General features: G+C 72.2%; 15 protein-coding genes and 1 tRNA gene. 10 read left to right on the forward strand and 6 right to left on the reverse strand.

Going from position 1 to position 19,968, the window contains the following annotated elements; translation table 11 throughout:
• Window positions 1–218: 218 nt before the first annotated feature.
• Both JOD49_RS16925 and JOD49_RS16930 read right to left on the reverse strand, forming a co-directional pair.
• Entirely contained in the window at window positions 219–1,373 is a 1,155-nt protein-coding gene (locus JOD49_RS16925) for a sensor histidine kinase (RefSeq protein ID WP_205308214.1), read from the reverse strand.
• On the reverse strand, window positions 1,370–2,131 hold the full coding sequence (locus JOD49_RS16930) for a response regulator transcription factor (RefSeq protein ID WP_225227495.1): 762 nt from the start codon (window positions 2,129–2,131) through the stop codon (window positions 1,370–1,372). Before JOD49_RS16930 ends, JOD49_RS16925 begins: the two co-directional genes overlap by 4 nt.
• A 210-nt stretch (window positions 2,132–2,341) precedes the next feature.
• On the opposite strand from JOD49_RS16930, the gene JOD49_RS16935 reads away from it, so the two are divergent.
• The 3 genes from JOD49_RS16935 (at window position 2,342) to JOD49_RS20595 (ending at window position 6,117) form a co-directional block, all read left to right on the forward strand.
• Entirely contained in the window at window positions 2,342–3,883 is a 1,542-nt protein-coding gene (locus tag JOD49_RS16935; protein WP_307822607.1) for a hemolysin family protein, read from the forward strand.
• Window positions 3,880–5,013, forward strand: a complete 1,134-nt coding sequence (locus tag JOD49_RS16940) for a hemolysin family protein (protein WP_205308215.1) — start codon at window positions 3,880–3,882, stop codon at window positions 5,011–5,013. The genes JOD49_RS16935 and JOD49_RS16940 overlap by 4 nt, the downstream gene beginning before the upstream one ends.
• Before the next feature lie 312 nt (window positions 5,014–5,325).
• Entirely contained in the window at window positions 5,326–6,117 is a 792-nt protein-coding gene (locus JOD49_RS20595) for a M15 family metallopeptidase (protein WP_205308216.1), read from the forward strand.
• Window positions 6,118–6,126: 9 nt separating this feature from the next.
• On the opposite strand, the gene JOD49_RS16950 is transcribed toward JOD49_RS20595, so the two are convergent.
• A complete protein-coding gene (locus JOD49_RS16950; protein ID WP_205308217.1) occupies window positions 6,127–7,827 on the reverse strand; it encodes a cation:proton antiporter in 1,701 nt (566 codons plus the stop codon).
• Window positions 7,828–8,034: 207 nt separating this feature from the next.
• On the opposite strand from JOD49_RS16950, the gene JOD49_RS16955 reads away from it, so the two are divergent.
• A complete protein-coding gene (locus JOD49_RS16955) occupies window positions 8,035–8,679 on the forward strand; it encodes a hypothetical protein (protein WP_205308218.1) in 645 nt (214 codons plus the stop codon).
• 93 nt (window positions 8,680–8,772) lie between these two features.
• Here JOD49_RS16955 and JOD49_RS16960 read toward each other — a convergent pair whose 3' ends face one another.
• Both JOD49_RS16960 and JOD49_RS16965 read right to left on the reverse strand, forming a co-directional pair.
• Window positions 8,773–9,399: a CYTH domain-containing protein gene (locus JOD49_RS16960; RefSeq protein ID WP_205308219.1), complete on the reverse strand. Its 627-nt coding sequence runs from the start codon at window positions 9,397–9,399 to the stop codon at window positions 8,773–8,775.
• A gap of 22 nt (window positions 9,400–9,421) precedes the next feature.
• Entirely contained in the window at window positions 9,422–10,585 is a 1,164-nt protein-coding gene (locus tag JOD49_RS16965) for a N(5)-(carboxyethyl)ornithine synthase (RefSeq protein WP_205308220.1), read from the reverse strand.
• 314 nt (window positions 10,586–10,899) lie between these two features.
• On the opposite strand from JOD49_RS16965, the gene JOD49_RS16970 reads away from it, so the two are divergent.
• Window positions 10,900–11,997: a hypothetical protein gene (locus JOD49_RS16970; RefSeq protein WP_205308221.1), complete on the forward strand. Its 1,098-nt coding sequence runs from the start codon at window positions 10,900–10,902 to the stop codon at window positions 11,995–11,997.
• 306 nt (window positions 11,998–12,303) lie between these two features.
• Here the strand turns inward: JOD49_RS16970 and JOD49_RS16975 are convergent.
• A tRNA-Arg gene (locus tag JOD49_RS16975) sits at window positions 12,304–12,376 on the reverse strand.
• A 186-nt stretch (window positions 12,377–12,562) separates the two neighbouring features.
• Between JOD49_RS16975 and JOD49_RS16980 the strand changes: the two genes are divergently transcribed.
• From JOD49_RS16980 to thrC, 5 genes are all read left to right on the forward strand, one after another.
• The gene (locus tag JOD49_RS16980) at window positions 12,563–13,849 is read left to right on the forward strand and encodes an MFS transporter (protein ID WP_205308222.1); all 1,287 of its coding nucleotides are present in this window, start codon (window positions 12,563–12,565) and stop codon (window positions 13,847–13,849) included.
• 164 nt (window positions 13,850–14,013) lie between these two features.
• The gene (gene argS, locus JOD49_RS16985; protein WP_205308223.1) at window positions 14,014–15,708 is read left to right on the forward strand and encodes an arginine--tRNA ligase; all 1,695 of its coding nucleotides are present in this window, start codon (window positions 14,014–14,016) and stop codon (window positions 15,706–15,708) included.
• A complete protein-coding gene (gene lysA / locus JOD49_RS16990) occupies window positions 15,705–17,168 on the forward strand; it encodes a diaminopimelate decarboxylase (RefSeq protein WP_372441334.1) in 1,464 nt (487 codons plus the stop codon). Before argS ends, lysA begins: the two co-directional genes overlap by 4 nt.
• A gap of 246 nt (window positions 17,169–17,414) precedes the next feature.
• Window positions 17,415–18,770 (forward strand): homoserine dehydrogenase, encoded by a 1,356-nt coding sequence (locus JOD49_RS16995; RefSeq protein ID WP_205308224.1) that lies wholly within the window; start codon window positions 17,415–17,417, stop codon window positions 18,768–18,770.
• Window positions 18,770–19,873: a threonine synthase gene (thrC, locus tag JOD49_RS17000; RefSeq protein ID WP_205308225.1), complete on the forward strand. Its 1,104-nt coding sequence runs from the start codon at window positions 18,770–18,772 to the stop codon at window positions 19,871–19,873. The genes JOD49_RS16995 and thrC overlap by 1 nt, the downstream gene beginning before the upstream one ends.
• Window positions 19,874–19,968 lie beyond the last annotated feature (95 nt).

Below are 19,968 nucleotides of genomic sequence, written 5' to 3' on the forward strand. Positions count from 1 at the left end.
TATCGGGTACCTAGTCCGGAACCGGACCCGTCAAGCCTAGGCCCTCCGGTCTGCTCGTCGGCGCCCCTGGCGGTGGAAATGTGCAGGGTGTCGGCTGCTTCTTCACCAGACGTCTGCGCGAGGCAAAAGGGGGGGCAACGGTCACCTGTTCGCTGACCAAAGGTCAGGTCGTTTTAGACCATCGCCGGGTATTTCCCGGTGCGAGTGTGACGAAGGTCTCACTCGGCAGTGTCGGAGGTTCGTCCCTTCCGGTCGTCAGGACGAGGTACTCCGGGGTGCCCGAGGATCTCGGGGAGGTCGTCCAGGAGGCCCGTGGTGTGCGGTGCGGGGTGGGCCGGGAAGGTCAGGCGCATGGTCGCCCCCTGCTGCGAGTCCGCGACCTCGATGCGCCCGCCGTGCAGGTCGACCGCCCAGCGCACGATCGCGAGCCCGATCCCGGTCCCGCCCGTGGACGAGTGGCCGTGCGAGGGGGCGTTGCCCCGGGCGAAGCGTTCGAAGATCCGCTCGCGGTCCTTCTTCGCGATGCCGGGCCCCTGATCGATGACCTCGATCACCACGTCGTCGTCCACGGGGTAGGCCTCGAGGCGGATCTCCCCGCCCTGGGGCGAGTGGCGGATCGCGTTCTGGAGCAGGTTGGTGATGATCTGTCGCAGCCGCTCGGGGTCCGCGGGGAGCGTCAGGTCCTCCGGGGTCACGTCGATCACGTACCGCAGCTGCTTGCCGGCCTCGACCATGGAGACGGCGTCGGCGTTCTCCTCGAGGAAGTCGCCGAGCGGGACGTCCTGGACGTTGAGCGCCGCGGCCCCCGCCTCGATCCGGGACAGGTCCAGGAGGTACGTCACGAGGCGCGTCAGGCGCTCGGTCTGGGCGAGCGCCATCTCCATGGTCGCCGGGTTCGCCTCGCTCACGCCGTCGACGACGTTCTCGAGCTGGGCCTGCAGCGCCGCGATGGGGGTGCGCAGCTCGTGCGAGACGTTCGCGATGAGCTCGCGCCGCATCTGGTCGGAGGACGCGAGGTCCTCGGCCATGATGTTGAAGGCGACGGCGAGCTGGCCCACCTCGTCGCGGCTCGTCGCACGCACGCGTCGGCTGTAGTCGCCGTCGGCCATGGACTGCGCCGCCGCGGTCATCTCCCGCAGCGGCGACGTCATGCCGCGCGCGAGGATCTGCGTGAGCAGGAGCGAGAGCACGATCGCGAGGGGGAACGTGCGGGTCGGTCCGAGCTTGTTCTGCTGACCGAGCCAGGTGATGAGGACCGCGAGCGTGACCGTCGCGAAGACCAGCACGCCGAGCTTGATCTTGAGCGACCGGAACGAGTCGAGTGGCCGGACGTCCGGGAGGTGGGGGCGGATGGTCCGGGGGCCGGAGGTCACGCGACCGGGGGCTCGAACGCGTACCCGACGCCGTGCACGGTGCGGATCAGGTCCGGCCCGAGCTTGCGGCGCAGGGCCTTGATGTGGGAGTCGACCGTGCGGGTCCCGCTCGCGTCGGCCCAGTCCCAGACCTCGGCGAGGAGGCGCTCGCGGGTGAGCACGGTCTTGGGGGAGCTGGCCAGCATGACGAGCAGCTCGAACTCCGTGGGGGTCAGGTGGACCTCCTCGCCCGCGCGGTGCACGCGCCGCTGGGCCCGGTCGATCACGACGTCGCCCACGACCATCGGCGGGTCCGTGGGGGTCGACGTCGCCGCCTGGGCCGCGCGGTCGACGCGCCGGAGCAGCGCCTTGACCCGGGCGACCAGCTCGCGCATCGAGAAGGGCTTGGTCATGTAGTCGTCGGCGCCGACGCCGAGCCCGATGAGCATGTCCGTCTCGTCGTCGCGGGCGGTCAGCATGAGGATGGGGACCGGCTGCTCGGCCTGGATGCGGCGCGTGACCTCGAGGCCGTCGATGCCCGGCAGCATGACGTCGAGCACGATCACGTCGGGTCGCAGGCGGGTCGCGGCCTCGACGCCCGAGAGCCCGTCGCGGGCGACCTCGACACGCCAGCCCTCGGCGCTCAGGCGCTGGGCGATGGCTGTGGCGATGGCCGGCTCGTCCTCGACCACGAGGATGTTCGCGGACTGCGCGGGTGTGCCTGCGGGTCCACCAGCGCTCGTCGCGCCGGTACCGGTGGGGAATGCGCTGGCTGTCATGGCACCAGCGTGGCACAAGCGAGGCGACGATGGCCGCAGGACGGGCGAAAGTTCCGCTGATGTCCGTGGTGTTCCGGTGGGCGTTCGGTGCTCGTCCGGTGAGCGGGGCGAAGCGGGACCGGGTGCGCTGCTCCGGATGGACGCCTCGCCTCGGGCCGATAGCATCGTTGCCACGATGAAGAGCACACCCCGATATCCGTGGAGCACCCCGTGGTAGGCGACTGGTTGATGGTCGCGCTGGGGGTGCTCCTGACCGCAGGTACAGCAGTCTTCGTGGCGAGCGAGTTCTCCCTCGTGACCCTCGACCCCGCCGTCCTGACCAAGCCCGGGACCGCCGAAGACGACGAGCAGGGCGGTCCGGACGACGCTCCGCCGGGTGGTGCGCGCGAGGTGGGCGGCCACGCGGCCCGGGCGCGCAGCGACCGTCGCGACCGCAGCGTCCGGGTGGGCCTCAAGCACCTGTCGACCGAGCTCTCGTCGGCGCAGGTCGGCATCACGATCACGACCATCCTGCTCGGCTACACGGCCCAGCCCGCCCTCCAGAACCTCATCGGTGACGCTCTCGGGAGCACGGCGCTCGGGGCGAGCGCGGCCACGGTCCTCGCGGTGGTCCTGGCGCTCGTCGTGGTGAACCTCTTCTCGATGCTCTTCGGTGAGCTCATCCCCAAGAACTTCGCGCTCTCGACCCCGTACGCCACGGCCCGACAGGTGGTCCCGGTCCAGCGCCAGTTCACCAAGCTCTTCCGACCGGTCATCTCGGTGCTCAACGGCTCGGCGAACGCGATCCTGCGGCGCGTGGGCGTCGAGCCTCGTGAGGAGCTCTCGGGGGCACGCTCGGCCTCGGAGCTCGCGGCACTCGTCAAGCGTTCGGCCCAGGAGGGCACCCTGAACACCGCCGTCGCCACGCTCCTGACCAACTCGATCGAGCTCGACGAGCTCAGCGCGGTCGACGTCATGACGGACCGCATGCGCATGGTGGTCCTGCGTCGTGACGACACGGCCGCGGACGTCGTGGCGCTCGCGCGCACCTCGGGCCACTCGCGCTTTCCCGTGATCGGCGAGGACCGCGACGACGTGCTCGGCCTCGTCCACCTGCGACGGGCCGTCGGGGTACCGCACGAGCGCCGCTCCGAGGTGCCTGCGGCCGCTCTCATGGTCGAGGCCCCCCGCGTCCCGGAGACGGTCGCGCTGGGTCCGCTGCTCGTCGAGCTGCGCGGGTTCGGCCTGCAGATGGCCGTCGTCGTCGACGAGTACGGCGGCACGTCCGGCGTCGTGACGCTCGAGGACGTGGTCGAGGAGCTCGTGGGCGACGTCGCGGACGAGCACGATCCCCGCCGGGCCGGCGTGGCGCGGGGGACGGACGGTTCGTGGATCGTCCCGGGGGTCATCCGCCCGGACGAGCTCCTGGAGTCGACGGGTCTCGAGGTCCCCGAGGACGGTGCGTACGAGACCCTGGGTGGGCTGGTCATGGCCGACCTGGGCCGGGTGCCCGAGGTGGGCGACGAGGTCCGGGCAGGGGTCGTCGTGCTACGGGTCGAGGCCATGGAGGGGCGCCGCGTCGAGCGCCTCCGGGTGCGCGTGCTCGCGTCGCCCGACGAGCCCGACGAGCCCGACGAGCCCGACGGCGAGGCCGGGTCCCGAGCGGGTGGGGCGCCGTCCCCGAGCACTCCGCGCTGGCCCGCGCCCGAACGTCCCCCTGGCGCGGTGCCGCGCTCGGGTGAGGACTCCTCGACGTCCGGAGGTGCACGGTGAGCTCGACCGCCGCCCTCCTCCTGGGCCTGTTCCTGCTGGCGGCCAACGCGTTCTTCGTGGGCGCGGAGTTCGCGATCATCTCGGCCCGTCGCAGCGCGATCGAGCCCCTCGCCGCGCAGGGGAACCGCCGCGCCCAGACGGTCCTGTGGGCCATGGAGCACGTCTCGCTCATGCTCGCGTGCGCCCAGCTCGGCGTCACGGTGTGCTCGGTCGGGCTCGGTGTCGTCGCGGAACCGGCCGTCGCGCACCTCATCGAGGTGCCGCTGCACGCCCTGGGCGTGAGCCCGTCGCTCACGCACCCCATCGCGTTCGTCGTCGCGTTGTCGATCGTGGTCTACCTGCACGTGGTCCTCGGCGAGATGGTCCCCAAGAACCTCGCGGTGTCGGGCCCGGAGAAGGCCGTCATGTGGTTCGGGCCGCCGCTCGTGGTGCTGGGCCGCATCCTCAAGCCGATCATCGTCTCGCTCAACTGGCTCGCGAACCACGTGGTGCGCTGGACCGGCGTCGAGCCCAAGGACGAGGTCGCCTCGGTCTTCACGGCCGAGCAGGTGCAGTCGATCGTCGAGCACTCGCAGGCCGAGGGCATCCTCCAGGACGAGCAGGGCCTGCTCTCGGGGGCCATCGAGTTCTCGGAACGCACGGCGGCCGAGGTCATGGTGCCGGTCGAGCGCCTGGTGACCGTGGTCGAGGGGTGCACGCCCGACGAGATCGAGCGCCTGGTCGCCAAGACGGGCTTCAGCCGGTTCCCGGTCGCCGACGTGCACGGTGAGCTCGTCGGCTACCTGCACCTCAAGGACGTGCTGTACGCGAGCGGCGAGGACCGGTTCCTGCCGGTGCCCTCGTGGCGGGTGCGCGCGCTCGCGACGGCCGAGCCGGGTGACGAGATCGAGGACACCCTGCGGGCGATGCAGCGGTCGGGCGCGCACCTGGCGCGTGTGGACGCGGGGCGGGAGGACCGCGAGGGCGACGTCCTGGGAGGCCCGGGAGTCCCGGGAGTCCCGGCCGCCGCAGGGCCCGACGCCGGCGCGCCGGACCGCGGTCCCGGCGCCCTGGGCGTCGTCTTCCTCGAGGACATCCTGGAGGAGCTCGTCGGAGAGGTGCGGGACGCGATGCAGCGTCGCGTCCACTGAGCCCGGTCGTGCCTGGCCGGACCGGGCACGACCGGGACCTGCCGGGCCGGGACGTGCCGGGCCCGACCCCGGGCGGACGGGGCGCGGCGGACGCGTCCTGTCCTGCGCCCGCCCGCTCCGCGGCCCGGTGAACAGGGGACTTGGCTTACCGACCGCCCACGGATATCGTGTCCGATGCTTCGTCTGGCACGGTTCCTCCGGTAGAGGAGGGTCGTCCTTTCCGCGAGCTGCAGTGTGTTTCTTGTCGTCTGTACCGTTCCGGCCACCGCGAGGTGTCCGGGCGGTTCCTCGAACGGAGGTCCGGTGGAGTCGGTGTCGACGTCCCAGTCCTCCGACTCCCGACGCGCTCGGCGCGAGGCGGACACCGGGCACAAGGGGCGCCGTCGGGCGGAGATCCCCTCGCACCAGCGCTGGGCTCCTCGCATGGCGGTCCTCGGGACGCTCGCGGTCGCGACCATCGCCATGCCGTTGTCGGCCGGAGCGCAGGACGGCCCCGCAGCCCCCTTCGGCCCGGACGGGACGCCGACCGGGCCGAGCGCCCTGGACCTCGTGAGCAACCCGACCGCGGCAGAGGCCACGTCCGAGTACGTCGCGTCGGCCCCGAAGATCGACGGCCGGGCCCAGGCCGCGAGCCGCTCGGTCGAGCGTGCGCCGCTGCCCAACTGCGACCCCACGGTCAAGGTCACGAGCGCCAACGGTCGGCTCACCGGGCACGAGTTGTGCGACCTGTGGCAGCCGGGGGAGTCGTTGCGTCCGGACGCGGCGGTCGCGCTGTCGGCCATGAACGAGGCCTTCCGGTCGACGTTCGGTCGTGACATGTGCCTGGTCTCGAGCTACCGGACCATCGCGTCGCAGGTCTCGCTCAAGGGCTCGCGCGGGGGGTTCGCGGCCAAGCCCGGGACCTCGTTCCACGGCTGGGGCCTCGCGATCGACCTGTGCTCGAGCGAGACGGGCAACCGTGAGGTCTACTCGTGGATCACCAGGAACGGCGGCCTGTACGGCTGGGCCAACCCGTCGTGGGCCAAGCGCGGCGGAGGCGGCGCCTACGAGCCGTGGCACTTCGAGTTCACCGAGGGTGTCGTCGAGCACGGTGGCCTTCTCTGACGGGTCCCGTCAGATCCGGTTGACCCAGGACTCGGCCAGGGCCTCGGCCTCGATGTCCAGCTCGCGCAGGATCCTGCGCATCACTGCCTCGTTGAGACGTCCGGCGTCGCGCTCGTCGACCAGCACCTGTCGTTGGGCCTTGTTCATGTCGGCGCGCAGCGCGTTGAGCCGCCGAAGGTCCTCCGACCGGTCACCGGGGCGGGCCACGGGAAAGGCGCGACCGCTCGCGGGGCGCGCACGGACGGGGGCCTGCTCGACCGGTTCCTCGGCCTCCGACTCGGGGGACAGGAGCCGGGCTGCGGCCTGGGCGCGGCCGACGATCGCGGCGGACATCGCCGCGCGGGTGGCCTCGGCCTTCTCCTCGCCGATCACGGGAGCCCATTCCGTGGTGGCCCGCGCGATGGCGTCGGCCTGCGCATCGGCCATGAGCCGGCGGACCCGCGCCTCCTCGGCGGCGTCGCTCGCGGCCTCGTCCTCCCCGCCGACGCCGAGCCGCCGGATGACCCACGGCAGCGTCACGCCCTGCAGGAGGAGCGTGCCGATCGCGACCGTGAAGGCCGCGAGCTGGATCGTGGCCCGGCCGGGGAACTCGGCCCCGCCGAGCGTCGCGGGGATGGCGGCCGCGGCGGCGAGCGTGACGACGCCGCGCATGCCTGCGGACGAGACGACCAGCGACTCGCGCCAGTCGAGCTGGTCGCCGCGCGACCGTCTCGAGCCGGGCAGGTGCACGCGGTCGAGCCAGGACGTCGCGAAGACGTAGACGGGCCTGATCGCCATGGTCACCGCGAGGGCCGCGAGGGACACCCAGACCGCGGTCCGCAGCCCTTCGTCGGAGTCCACGACGGTCTCGACGACGAACTTGAGCTGGAGCCCGATGAGCGCGAACGTGATGGCCTCGAGCAGCAGGTCGAGGCTGTCCCACAGGGGTTCTTCGACGAGGCGGGTCTCGTAGCCCGCGGTCGGGGCGGTGTGCCCCAGGTAGAGGCCCGCGGCGACGACGGCCAGCACGCCCGAGCCGCTGAGCTCCTCCGCGATCCAGTAGGCCGCGAACGGGAGGATGATCCCGGCGACGCTCGTGAGGAGCGGGTCGGCGAGCCGCAGCCGCGCGGCGTGCATCCCGATGCCCATGACGAGGCCGACGCCCACGCCGACGACGACGGCGAGCGTGAAGACCCCGATGCCCTCGGTCCAGACCCACGCGCCCGTGGCGACGCCGGCGAGGGCGACCTTGTAGAGGGTGAGCGAGGTCGCGTCGTTGATGAGGCTCTCGCCGCCGAGCAGGGTCATGACGCGGCGGGGCAGACCGAGCCGTCGACCGACCGCGGCGGCGGAGACCGCGTCGGGGGGAGCGACGACGGCGCCCAGCACGAGTGCGGCGGCGAACGGCAGGTCGGGCAGCAGGATCGTCGCGACCCAGGCCACGGCGAGCGCCGTGACGACCACGAGCCCGACTCCCAGGCGCACGATCGCGTGGAGCGACGTGCGGAAGTCCTGGTAGGAGCTCCCGGTGGCCGCCGAGAAGAGCAGCGGCGGCAGGATGACGCCGAGCAGCACCTCGGGGGCCAGCTCGACGTGCGGGACCGCGGGTATCAGCGAGACGCCGAGCCCGACCACGACGAGCAGGAGGGGAGCGGGCAGGTCCCAGTGCCGCGCCGCGGCCGTGACGGCCAGGGCACCGGTGATGACCAGGAGTACGACGGCCTCGTCCATGCCCTGCATTCTCCGCCCGGGTGGGCGGGGAGGCGCGGGGGGACGGCCCGACGGCGTGTTCCCCACCGGGCGCGCACCGTGCGCTGGGTGTCAACGACCTCTTGACAAGGGGATCGTGTCAAGCCAGGGTTGACACATGGCGAACCAGTGGCGGGCAGAAGGGGCGACCGGCGCTCCGGCGTCGGGCATCGACGAGAGCCGCGGACGGTGAGCGGCACACCGGCCTGGGGCAGCCTCGAGCCCCACGACCCGGGGTCGCTCGACGACCTGCTCGCCGAGGCCGTGGCGGCCGCCGACCCCGGGATCGGCGACCGCATCGCGACCCAGCCCGCCGCGCACCTCGAGCTCGTGGCCCTCACGGCGCGCGCCCACCTCGCGACCGAGGAGCTCCTCGCGACGGCCGTGTCGTCGGCCCGCTCCGCAGGGCACAGCTGGGAGGCCGTGGGAACTGCGCTCGGCATCACGCGACAGGCTGCCCAGCAGAGGTTCGGCCGGCCTGCCGGGCCCGGCGACGGGGCCGCCGGCCCCGTGGGTGACCTGATCGCCGGGGCCGTCCCGGGGGACACCCGGACCCTGACCCCCGTCACGGCCCTGACCGAGATGGCCGCGCTCGAGGTGTACGGGCGGCACGGGTGGCGCTCGGTCGGGTTCGGCGCGGCGTTCCACACGATCGAGCGGACCACCCAGCAGTGGGAGCACAAGCGTGTCTACGTCCTGGGTGCGAGCAGGTTCGGGCTCGAGGCCGAGGGGTGGGAGCGGATCGGGACCTGGTTCCCGTGGGTCTACTACGTGCGTGGCCTGGGGACCGCGCCCGTGGGAGACCGCGGACCCGTCGAGGACGACGCGTCCTGAGCGGCGAGGGCCGCGGGCGCCCGCGCCGGGCCGTGGGCCGCGGGCGGTGGCAGCCCGCGGCCGGCCCGGTGCCGCCACCAGGGCGGAGCCGGGCTACTCCCCGGGCAGGTGGGCGTTGTGCCCGAAGTCCTGCCGGAAGCGGGGACCCGAGACCGCGAGCTCGGCCGCGAACGACGCCGCCCACGCCGAGTACGGGGTGTGCGAGAGCGAGTCGTTGGAGAAGCGCCGGTCGTCCGTGATCTCGGTGACGCAGAACTCCGGGATCTGGAGGTCCACCACCGGACCGGAGCGCTCGCACTCCGCGATGACGAGCGGGTGGTTGGCGCCGCCGAACTCGTCGATGACCCAGCCGTCGGCACCGAGCCACGCCGAGTAGCGGGTCTTGACGATGCGCCCACCACCACGGCGGATCATCTCGACCCCGACGTTGACGTCGATCTCCCGCTCGGCCTCGTACCGGGTGCCTCCGACCGTGGGGCCCTTGACCGTGAGCGCACAGAAGTCGAACGTGTGCCGGTCCAGGACGCTCAGGGGAGAGGTGCGGCCGCTGAGCTGGGCGGCCGTCGCGCTGGCCTGGGCGCGCAGCCGCAGCGCGTAGCCGTCCTCGGCCAGGTAGTAGCTCTGCACGATGAGCGCGGGCGCGTCGAGCAGGTCGGGCGGTACGTCCTTCACGAGGAAGCGACGCTCGAACTCGAAGTCTCCGTTACCACCGTCCGTCATAGGACATACCGTACGCGGTCGCTCACGGCTGGGCCGGGAGCGGGACGTGCGGGTACGCGGCCTCGCGGTGCTGGAACTCGAGCACCGCCGGGTTGAGGACGACGCCGTCGCGCACCTCGACCGCGCGGCGGACCGTCTCGTTCGCGTCCCACCCTGCCGGGCCCGCCATGACCGCGGGGAGGAACGGCAGGACCGCCGAGCTGATCTCCCACGTCGCCGAGTTCCACAGGTACGAGGGGCTGTGGTCCACCGCGTAGTAGTTGACGTTCTCCCCGACCGTGACCAGCGGGTCGGCGAACGTGGTCGATCGTGCCCAGTCGAACGCCATGCCGTCGTCGCACGACACGTCGACGATCAGGCTGCCGGGCCGGAACGCCCCCAGGTCCGAGGTGCGCAGGTAGAGCAGGGGCGCGTTGGGGTCCTGGAGCGTGCAGTTGACGACGACGTCGCTCTCGGCGAGGAACGGGGCGAGCGGGAGGCGGCCCTCATCGGTGATGACCTCGCTGAGGTACGGCGCGTCGTCGTGGTCGAACTGCACGATCTGCGCCGAGTGGATCGGCGCCGCGACCGCGGCGACCCGGCGGTTGGTGAGCACGCGGACGTCGTGGACGCCGTGCGCGTTGAGGGCCGTGACGGCCCCGCGTGCGGTGGCGCCGAATCCGATGACGACGGCGGTCAGGCGCCTGCCGTAGTCGCCCGTCGAGCCGCACAGCTCGAGCGCGTGCAGCACCGAGCAGTAGCCGGCCATCTCGTTGTTCTTGTGGAAGACGTGCAGGCCGAACCCGCCGTCCGCCGCCCAGTGGTGCATGGCCTCGAACGCGATGAGCGTGAGCCTCTTGTCGATCGCGACCTGGGTCAGCTCGCGGTCCTGGACGCAGTGCGGCCAGCCCCACAGGGTCTGGCCGGGGCGCAGGTCGTGCAGGTCCGCGACCTGGGGCTTGGGCAGGAGGATCACGTCGGCCGCTTCGACGACCTCGGCGCGGGTGCCCAGGGAGCGGACCCAGGGGGCGATCTGCTCGTCGCTCACCCCGAAGCGCTCGCCGTACCCGTGCTCGACGACGATCCGCGACCGGAGCTCGGGGGCGATGCGTTCGAGGTGGTCGGGGTGGAGGGGGAGCCGGCGCTCGTCGGGCTTCCGCGACCTCCCGAGGAGACCGAGGATGGTGTCGTTCGATGCTGTTGTCACGCTTGTCCCGTCAACGAGACCACGGTGGCCCAGTAGTGCGGACGTTACACGGGTGCGGGGAGCATGGGGGCCACTCGGGTGACCTCGGGGACGCGCGGCCTGCTATCGACTGACAGCTCAGGTTGTCACGAATCTCCTGTCTGGAGTCGTCCGGGGAGATTCGTCGTGCCAGGGGGCCTCGGTGGCTGTGGCCGCGTGGATCGAGCGTGGAGGGCGGGCCTCTGCGCCTGTCCTTGGCCCACGAACGAGGGAGCCCCAGGCGCATGCACGGAGCAGAGGCGGACCTGGGGCTTGTTCCAAGATAGCATCGAGCAGTGGCAGCAGCGAAGCAACACGTGGAGTGGTTTTCGGAACCCCGTCTTGCCCCCTACCGGCAAGAGGCTGGAGACGATCCCGATCTCGCGATGCGCCTGTACGAGTGGAACGCGCGGCTCGGCGCAGCCTGCTTTGAGGTGATGAGCCACCTCGAGGTCATCCTGAGGAATGCGATCGATCGCCAGCTCTCCCTGTACTTTCACGAGTCCACCAATGGAATTCCATGGTTCTTCCTGAAGATCACCGGTGAAAAGCCCCAGTCAGCTCTCGAGGAAGCGATCGGGACGGCCCGCGGCAACCTCCGTCGTATCGGGCCGGAGCGCGACAACCGTCACCAGATCGTCGCTGGCCTGACATTCGGCTTCTGGACCGGGATGCTTGGCCGTGGTTACGAGGACCTTTGGCGGGCCGCCTTGCGCCACGCGTTCCCGCACTCCCGCGGAGTTCGTGCAGACCTCGCTGCTGCCTGCAACGGACTCAGGACGTTCCGGAACCGCCTTGCCCATCCCGACTCGCTCCTCGCCGCTGACGTCCTCTTCCAGTTGCGCCAAGCGGTGCAGGTCGCCGGGTGGATCGACCCCGACGCGGCGAACTGGCTCAACAGCATCGAGCAGGTAACTGCCGTGTATGCCGACCGACCTGTCACCAAGTTCGACACTGTCGTCGTGCCAGCTCGAGACGCCTGGCGTCTCTATCAGGCTCATGGGTTGTACATCTGCCAAGCCGGGCGGACGTTTCGGCCGGTGGAGCGGATCGCCTTCTACGCCGACCAGTCGATCAAGGCGGAAGTTCCCCAGATCACGGATCGCCAGGACAACGTCGAGTGGACCCACGCAGAGGCCGCCCGGCTGAGTGGTTCTGCGAACTCAGCAGAGCGGCAGCTCGGGGCGGCGATGGCTGACTCCCTTGGCAAGGTGTGGCCCGAGGGGCGGTATCAGCTCTTCAAGCTCACGCACGATGTCGGTGACTCTCGACACCGGCGGTTGGCGGGCGATGTCCCGCACCTTCCGCGCGGCAAGGGCAGCGCCTTCACCCAACGCCAGCGCTACGTCTCCCTGCACGGGCTGGAGACGGCAAAAGACACGTCGACGCTGTAGCTCGGCAACTTCGGGACCTGAGCCCCTCTCGGGACGATGCGGTGACTTGCAGGTTTGGTAGGCCACTTGCTCGTGAGGGATGAGGCAGGGCGCGGTGACGTGCTAAGCGCTGTGCTGCCTCCTCGATCAGACCCCGTCTGGATCGCCTTTTGGAGTTGCTCGCTTGCCTAGTTGTGCCTGACGGCGACGCGAAGTGTGCCCGGCCTGCTCCCGGACGTCACATCGCCGAAGGTCAGCCGCTTCCCCAAACCACTCCCGGGCACGACGAAGCCCCCGGACCCGGGGGTCCAGGGGCTTGGTCTGCGGTGCCCTCGATAGGACTCGAACCTACGACCTTCTGCTCCGGAGGCAGACGCTCTATCCACTGAGCTACGAGGGCAGCATGCGTTCGCTCTGACGAGCATCCGGCACGGTGCACGAGACTACCAGTCTCCGGCGGGTGCGTGCTCCCACCTGCCCGGATCTGTAGGTTCTGCCCGCCCGTCAGGGCGGGGTGACCGGACTCACCGTCCTGAGAGGCGGCCCGGGACAGATGCCCGAGGCGACCGGTGCGTACTCTCCTTGAGTGGATCGCCAGGACTCGAGCTCGACCCCCGACAGCACCCTCCGGCCGTGGAGAGGGCGGTTCGTCGTCCTCGCCGGGATCGTCCTCGCCGCGTTCAACCTGCGGATCGCGGTCGCCGCGGTCTCGCCGATCCTCGACGTCGTCCGGGTCGACATCGACCTGAGCGACCAGCTCGCCGGACTGCTCGGCACGGTCCCCGTCATCGCGTTCGCCGTCTTCGGCTCGCTCGTCCCGGTCCTCTCGCGCCGGTTCGGTCTCGAGCCCACGCTCGTCGCCGCGCTGGTCGTGAGCTCGGTCGGGGAGATCCTGCGGTCGCTGTCGAGCACCGCCCCGTCCTTCCTGCTGTGGACCGCGGTCGCGCTCGCGGGCATGGGCATGGGCAACGTGCTGCTGCCACCCCTGGTCAAGCGGTACTTCCCCGACCGGATCGGGGCCGTGACCGCGGCGTACACCGTCACGCTCTCGTTGAGCACCGCGATCCCGCCCCTGCTCGTGGTGGGCATCGCCTCGTCGCTGGGCTGGCGGCCCGCCCTGGGCGGCTGGGCGCTCGTGGGCCTGCTCGCGGCCGTGCCGTGGACCGTGGTCATCGCCCGCTCGGCCCGCGCCCGCGCCGAGCTCGCGTCGGTGCTCGAGCACTCGCCCGAGCACACCGTGGGTCTCGACGGGCGGCACCGCCACGAGGGGCGCGCCTGGCGCAGCCCGCTCGCGTGGGGCATCGCCGGGATGTTCGGGCTCAACTCGCTCAACACCTACGTCATGTTCGCGTGGCTGCCGCACGTGCTGATCGACGCGGGGATGTCGGAGCCGGTCGCGGCGAGCGCGCTCGCGCTGTACGCGTTCGTGGGCATGCCCATGTCGATCGTCACACCGCTGCTCGCGGCCCGGATGCGCAACCCCTACCCCCTCGTCGTGACGTTCGTCGCGATGCTCGCGGTCGGGTACGGCGGACTCATGGGTGGTCAGGCGGGTCCCGCGACGTGGGTGTGGGTCGTGCTCGCGGGGCTCGGGGCATCGACCTTCCCGCTGGGGCTCGCGCTCATCAACCTGCGCAGCCGCACCTCGGCCGGGGCCGTCGCGCTCTCGGGGTTCGTGCAGGGCGTCGGGTACCTCCTCGCGGGGGCCGGCCCCCTGACCGCAGGCATCCTCTACGGGCGCAGCGGGACGTGGGACAGCACGTTCCTGTTCCTGTTCGGCACCCTCGTCGTGATCCTCCTCGCAGCGGTCGCGGGCTGCCGTCCGGTCATGATCGAGGACACGTGGGGACGCAGGGCCCGCCCGGGGAAGTGACGCCGGGGGAGGGCGACGACGCGAGGTGAACGACGCCGTCGGGCCGGTGGAGCGGGCCTGCCCGACGACGCGCGGCGCGACGTCGCAGCACGCACCGGTGGCCGCCCGTCCGCCCGCCGCGGACGTCGACGCAAAGCCCTGGCGTCCCTCGCTAGAATCGTCGGGTGACCCCCAACGAGCTCTCCGAAGCGCTCAGCGCTGCCCTGGCCTCCGCCGTCGCCGACGGCACCCTCGCCCTGCCCGCCGACGCGGTCCCCGCGTCGGTCCACGTCGAGCGACCCCGCCAGCGCGAGCACGGCGACTGGGCCACGAACGTCGCGCTGCAGCTCGCGAAGAAGGCCGGCGTCGCCCCGCGTGTCATCGCGGAGGACCTCGCGCAGCGCCTCGCCGCGCACCCGGGCATCAAGTCCGTGGACATCGCGGGCCCGGGCTTCCTGAACATCACGCTCGACGCCGCCGCCGCGGGCGAGCTCGCCCGCACGATCATCACGCAGGGCGCGACCTACGGGAACAACGACTCCGAGGCGGGCACGCGCATCAACCTCGAGTTCGTCTCGGCGAACCCCACGGGCCCGATCCACATCGGTGGCGTGCGCTGGGCCGCGGTCGGCGACTCGCTGGCGCGCGTGCTCCAGGCGTCGGGGGCCGTGGTCGAGCGCGAGTACTACTTCAACGACCACGGCGCGCAGATCGACCGCTTCGCGCGCTCGCTGCTCGCGCGCGCCAAGGGGGAGCCCGCCCCCGAGGACGGCTACGGCGGCCAGTACATCTCGGACATCGCCGAGGCCGTCATCGCGGACGCGATCGCGGCGGGCGACCCGGACCCGCGCACGCTGCCCGACGACGAGGCCCAGGAGGTCTTCCGGGCGCGCGGCGTCGAGCGCATGTTCGGCGAGATCAAGAACGCGCTGCACGACTTCGGCGTCGACTTCGACGTGTACTTCCACGAGGACACGCTGCACGAGTCGGGTGCGGTCGAGCGCGCGGTCCAGCGCCTGCGCGAGGGCGGCCACGTGTTCGAGGCCGACGGTGCGACGTGGCTGCGCACGACCGACTTCGGTGACGACAAGGACCGCGTCATCATCAAGTCGGACGGCGAGGCCGCGTACATCGCGGGCGACATCGCGTACTACCTCGACAAGCGCGAGCGCGGGTTCGACGACGTCATCATCATGCTCGGCGCGGACCACCACGGGTACGTGAGCCGCATGATGGCCGTGTGCGCGGCGTTCGGCGACGAGCCGGGCAAGAACCTGCAGATCCTCATCGGCCAGATGGTCAACCTGGTCAAGGACGGCCAGCCCGTCCGCATGTCCAAGCGCGCCGGGACGGTCGTGACGCTCGAGGACCTGGTCGACGCCGTGGGCGTGGACGCCGCGCGCTACTCGCTCGCGCGCTCCTCGACCGACTCGAGCATCGACCTGGACCTCGACCTGCTGACCAAGGCGGGCAACGAGAACCCGGTCTACTACGTGCAGTACGCGCACGCCCGCACGGCGAACGTCGCGCGCAACGCGCAGGCGCACGGGTTCTCGCGGTTCCGTGAGGACGGGACCGATGCGTTCGACCCGTCGCTGCTCACGCACGAGACCGAGTCGATCCTGCTCGGTGCGCTCACCGAGTTCCCCCGCGTCGTGGGCCAGGCCGCCGAGCTGCGCGAGCCGCACCGCGTCGCGCGCTACCTCGAGGCGCTCGCGGGCGACTACCACTCCTGGTACCACGAGTGCCGCGTGACGCCGCTGGGCGACGAGGAGGTCACGGACGTGCACCGCACGCGCCTGTGGCTCAACGACGCGACGCGTCAGGTGCTCGCCAACGGCCTCGGCCTGCTGGGCGTGTCCGCGCCGGAGCGCATGTGAGCGCCTCCGCCGGCCCGACGACGCCTCCCGCCTTCTCGCCGACCGGCACCTTCGTGCCGGGCGAGCCCTGGTCGAGCGGCGTGCGTCGCTCGTCCGACGGCGCGCTGACGGTCGCGGGGGTCGACGTGCGTGAGCTCGCGGCCGCGCAGGGCACCCCGGCATACGTGCTCGACGAGGCCGACCTGCGCGAGCGCGCTCGGTCCTACCGTCGCGCGTTCGAGGCCGCCTTCGCCGAGGTCGGCGCGGGCGTCGACGTGTACTACGCGGGCAAGGCGTTCCTGTCGGTCGCCGTGGCCCGCTGGGTCCATGCCGAGGGGTTGCGCGTCGACACCGCGACGGGCGGCGAGCTCGCGGTCGCGCTGCGCGCGGGCGTGCCCGGCGAGCACATCGGGCTGCACGGCAACAACAAGTCGGACGCGGAGATCGCGCGCGCTCTCGACGTGGGCGTGGGGCGGATCATCGTCGACTCGCTCGTCGAGATCGAGCGCGTGGCCGCTGCCGCGCGCGCCCGGGGCGGGGCTCCCGCGCCGGTCATGATCCGGGTGACCACGGGCGTGCACGCGGGCGGGCACGAGTACATCTCGACCGCGCACGAGGACCAGAAGTTCGGGCTGTCGCTCGCGACCGGTGGCCAGGTCGCGACGGCCCCTGGTGCGCCGGGTGAGGACAGCCCGGCCATGACGGCGCTCCTCGCGGTGCTCGCGCGCCCCGAGCTCGAGCTGCTGGGCATCCACTCGCACATCGGGTCGCAGATCCTCGATCCCTCGGGCTTCGAGGTCGCGGCGCGCAAGGTCCTCGAGCTGCGGGCCGCGCTCGCAGCTCGTACGGGCTACCTGGTCCCCGAGGTGGACCTGGGCGGCGGGTACGGCATCGCCTACCTGCCGGGCGAGGTCGCGCTCGACCCGGACCGGATCGCGAAGGACGTCGCGGCCTCGGTCGCGGCCTCGGCGGCGGACCTGGGCACGCCCCTGCCGCGCTTCTCGATCGAGCCGGGCCGGGCCGTCGTCGGCCCGGCGGGCCTGACGCTCTACACGGTCGGCACGGTCAAGCCCGTGCGGGTCGGCGGATCGGCGGGCGCCGGCGAGGCCGAGGGCACGCTCGTGCGCACCTACGTCTCGATCGACGGCGGCATGAGCGACAACATCCGCCCGGCGCTGTACGGCGCGGACTACCACGCCGAGCTCGCGAACCGGCTCTCGGACGCCGAGCCCGTGCTCGCGCGCGTGGTCGGCAAGCACTGCGAGAGCGGTGACATCGTGGTCCACGACGTGCTGCTCCCTGGTGACGTCCGGGCGGGGGACCTGCTGGCCGTCGCGGCGACGGGAGCCTACGGGCGCTCGATGGCCTCGAACTACAACCACGTGCCCCGGCCCCCGGTCGTGGCCGTGACCGACGGCGAGACCAGGGTCCTGGTCCGTCGCGAGACGGTCGACGACCTGCTGGCCCTCGACCTGGGCTGACGCCCGCCGGGCCCGGGCGCGGCGCCTCGCGGCCCGGTGCCCGCGCACCCGTATCCTGAGACGTACGCCCAGGATCCGGGCATCCGGGCGAGGATCGACACGCTCGGACCGACCGGTCGGGACGTGCGGCGCGAGCCGCCGCACCCCACCGGGACCGAGGGGCCCTGCGACGCGATCGCGTACGACAGGTCCCGGAGAACGACGGCACCGCTGACCGTGCGGGCCGGGTGATGGAGGAGGAGCTTCGTGGGAGCCAGCCAGCAGGAGCAAGGGCCGCTGCGCGTCGCGCTGCTCGGGTGCGGCGTCGTCGGGTCCGAGGTCGCTCGGCTGCTGACGCAGCAGAGCGCGGACCTGGCCTCGCGCGTCGGGGCGCCGCTCGAGCTCGTGGGGATCGCGGTGCGCGACGCGTCCGCTCCTCGCCCGCTCGCCGACTCGATCGACCGCTCGCTCCTGACGGAGGACGCCGAGGGGCTCGTGACGCGCGCCGACATCGTCATCGAGGTCATGGGCGGCATCGAGCCGGCCCGTGCGCTGCTGCTGCGCGCGATCGAGGCGGGTGCCGCGGTGGTGACCGCGAACAAGGCGCTGCTCGCCGAGGACGGCCCCACGCTCTACAAGGCCGCTGACACCGCGGGCGTCGACATCTACTTCGAGGCCGCGGTCGCGGGCGCGATCCCGATCGTCCGGCCGGTCCGCGAGTCGCTCGCGGGCGACCACGTCCGCCGCATCCTGGGCATCGTCAACGGGACCACGAACTACGTCCTGGACCAGATGGCCACCACGGGCATGTCGTTCGACGACGCCGTGCGCCAGGCCCAGGACCTCGGGTACGCCGAGGCCGACCCGACCGCCGACGTCGAGGGGTTCGACGCCGCGGCCAAGGCCGCGATCCTCGCGAGCCTCGCGTTCCACACGCGCGTCTCGCTCGAGGACGTCGCGCGCGAGGGCATCACGAGGATCACGGCCGACGACGTCGCGTGGGCCGCGCAGACCGGTCACGTCATCAAGCTGCTCGCCATCGCGGAGTCCGTGACGGGCGACGACGGCGGGCACGGGGTCTCGGTGCGCGTGCACCCGGCCCTCGTGCCGCTCGCGCACCCGCTCGCCGGGGTGCGCGGAGCCTTCAACGCGGTCTTCGTCGAGGCCGACGCCGCGGGCGAGCTCATGTTCTACGGTCGCGGCGCGGGGGGCTCGCCCACGGCGTCGGCGGTGCTGGGCGACGTCGTCTCGGCGGCCCGTCACCGCGTGCTGGGTGGCAAGGGCCCCGAGGAGTCCACCTATGCTGCCCTGCCGATCCTGCCCGCCAGCACCGCGGTCACGCGCTACCAGGTCCGCCTCGCGGTCGACGACCGTCCCGGCGTCCTGGCGCAGGTCGCCCAGGTCCTGGCGTCGAAGGGCGTCTCGATCGAGGCCGTCCGTCAGCCGTCGGAGCAGTCCGCGCCCGGCGCCGACGCCACGGACGACGGGGCGACCGGCGTCGCCCACCTCGTCATCACGACCCACGCCGCAGCGGAGGCCGCGCTCGCCGCGACGGTCGACGCGATCGCGGTGCTCGAACCCGTCCGAGAGATCACGTCCGTCCTGAGAGTCGAGGGAGCCTGATGGCCCACCAGTGGCGAGGCATCATCGCCGAGTACGCCGACCGCCTGCCCGCCCACGTCACCGAGCGCATCGTCACGCTCGGTGAGGGGGGGACGCCGCTCGTCGAGGCGCCCGCGCTCTCGGCGCGCACGGGGGCGCAGGTCTTCCTCAAGGTCGAGGGCATGAACCCGACCGCGTCGTTCAAGGACCGCGGCATGACCGCGGCGATCTCCTCGGCCGCGGGCCGCGGGGCGAAGGTCGTGGTGTGCGCCTCGACGGGCAACACCTCGGCCTCGGCCGCCGCGTACGCGACCAAGGCCGGCATGGTCTGCGCCGTCCTGGTCCCGGACGGCAAGATCGCGATGGGCAAGCTGAGCCAGGCGATCGCGCACGGTGCCAAGCTGCTGCAGGTCGACGGCAACTTCGACGACTGCCTGGTCGCGGCCCGCAAGCTCGCCGAGGCGTACCCGGTCGAGCTCGTCAACTCGGTCAACCCCGACCGCATCGAGGGCCAGAAGACCGGTGCGTTCGAGATCGTCGACGCCCTGGGCGACGCCCCGGACATCCACGCGCTCCCCGTGGGGAACGCGGGCAACATCACGGCGTACTGGAAGGGCTTCCGCGAGTACGCGGGCCTCGGCGACCCCGACGCCCCGGGGGCGCACCTGCCTGCGGTCTCCACGAGGACCCCGATCATGTGGGGCTTCCAGGCCGCCGGCGCGGCCCCGATCGTCGCGGGCCACCCCATCACGCACCCCGAGACCATCGCGACCGCGATCCGCATCGGCAACCCCGCCTCCTGGGCGCAGGCCGAGGCCGCGCGCGACGAGTCGGGCGGCGTCATCGAGGCCGTGACCGACGAGCAGATCCTCGCGGCGCACCGCATCCTGTCGGCCGAGGCCGGCGTGTTCGTCGAGCCCGGCTCGGCCGCGGGCGTCGCGGGCATCCTCTCGCGCGCCGAGCGTGGCCTCGTGCCCGCGGGAGCGCGCATCGTCGTCACGGTCACGGGCCACGGCCTCAAGGACCCGCAGTGGGCGCTCAAGACGCTCGACGGCGCCGACGTGACCCCCGTCCGGGTCAGCGCCGACGTCGTCTCGATCGCGGACGCTCTCCAGCTCGGCTGAACCCGTCGCCGTCCGCCCCCTCCCCGTCCTCCGGACGGGCGGGGGCGGACCCGCCGCACGCGGCCCTCGTGGCCGTGGATCCCGCAGGCTCCCCG

Source organism: Oerskovia jenensis, assembly GCF_016907235.1.
In the GTDB taxonomy this organism is placed as follows: Bacteria; Actinomycetota; Actinomycetes; order Actinomycetales; family Cellulomonadaceae; genus Oerskovia; species Oerskovia jenensis.

Excerpts from the sequence above, each read along its gene's own strand:
- JOD49_RS16930 (WP_225227495.1), bottom strand. The coding sequence starts at position 2,131 with ATGACAGCCAGCGCATTCCCCACCGGTACCGGCGCGACGAGCGCTGGT.
- JOD49_RS16950 (WP_205308217.1), bottom strand. The coding sequence starts at position 7,827 with ATGGACGAGGCCGTCGTACTCCTGGTCATCACCGGTGCCCTGGCCGTC.
- JOD49_RS16960 (WP_205308219.1), bottom strand. The coding sequence starts at position 9,399 with ATGACGGACGGTGGTAACGGAGACTTCGAGTTCGAGCGTCGCTTCCTC.
- thrC (WP_205308225.1), top strand. The coding sequence starts at position 18,770 with ATGGCCCACCAGTGGCGAGGCATCATCGCCGAGTACGCCGACCGCCTG.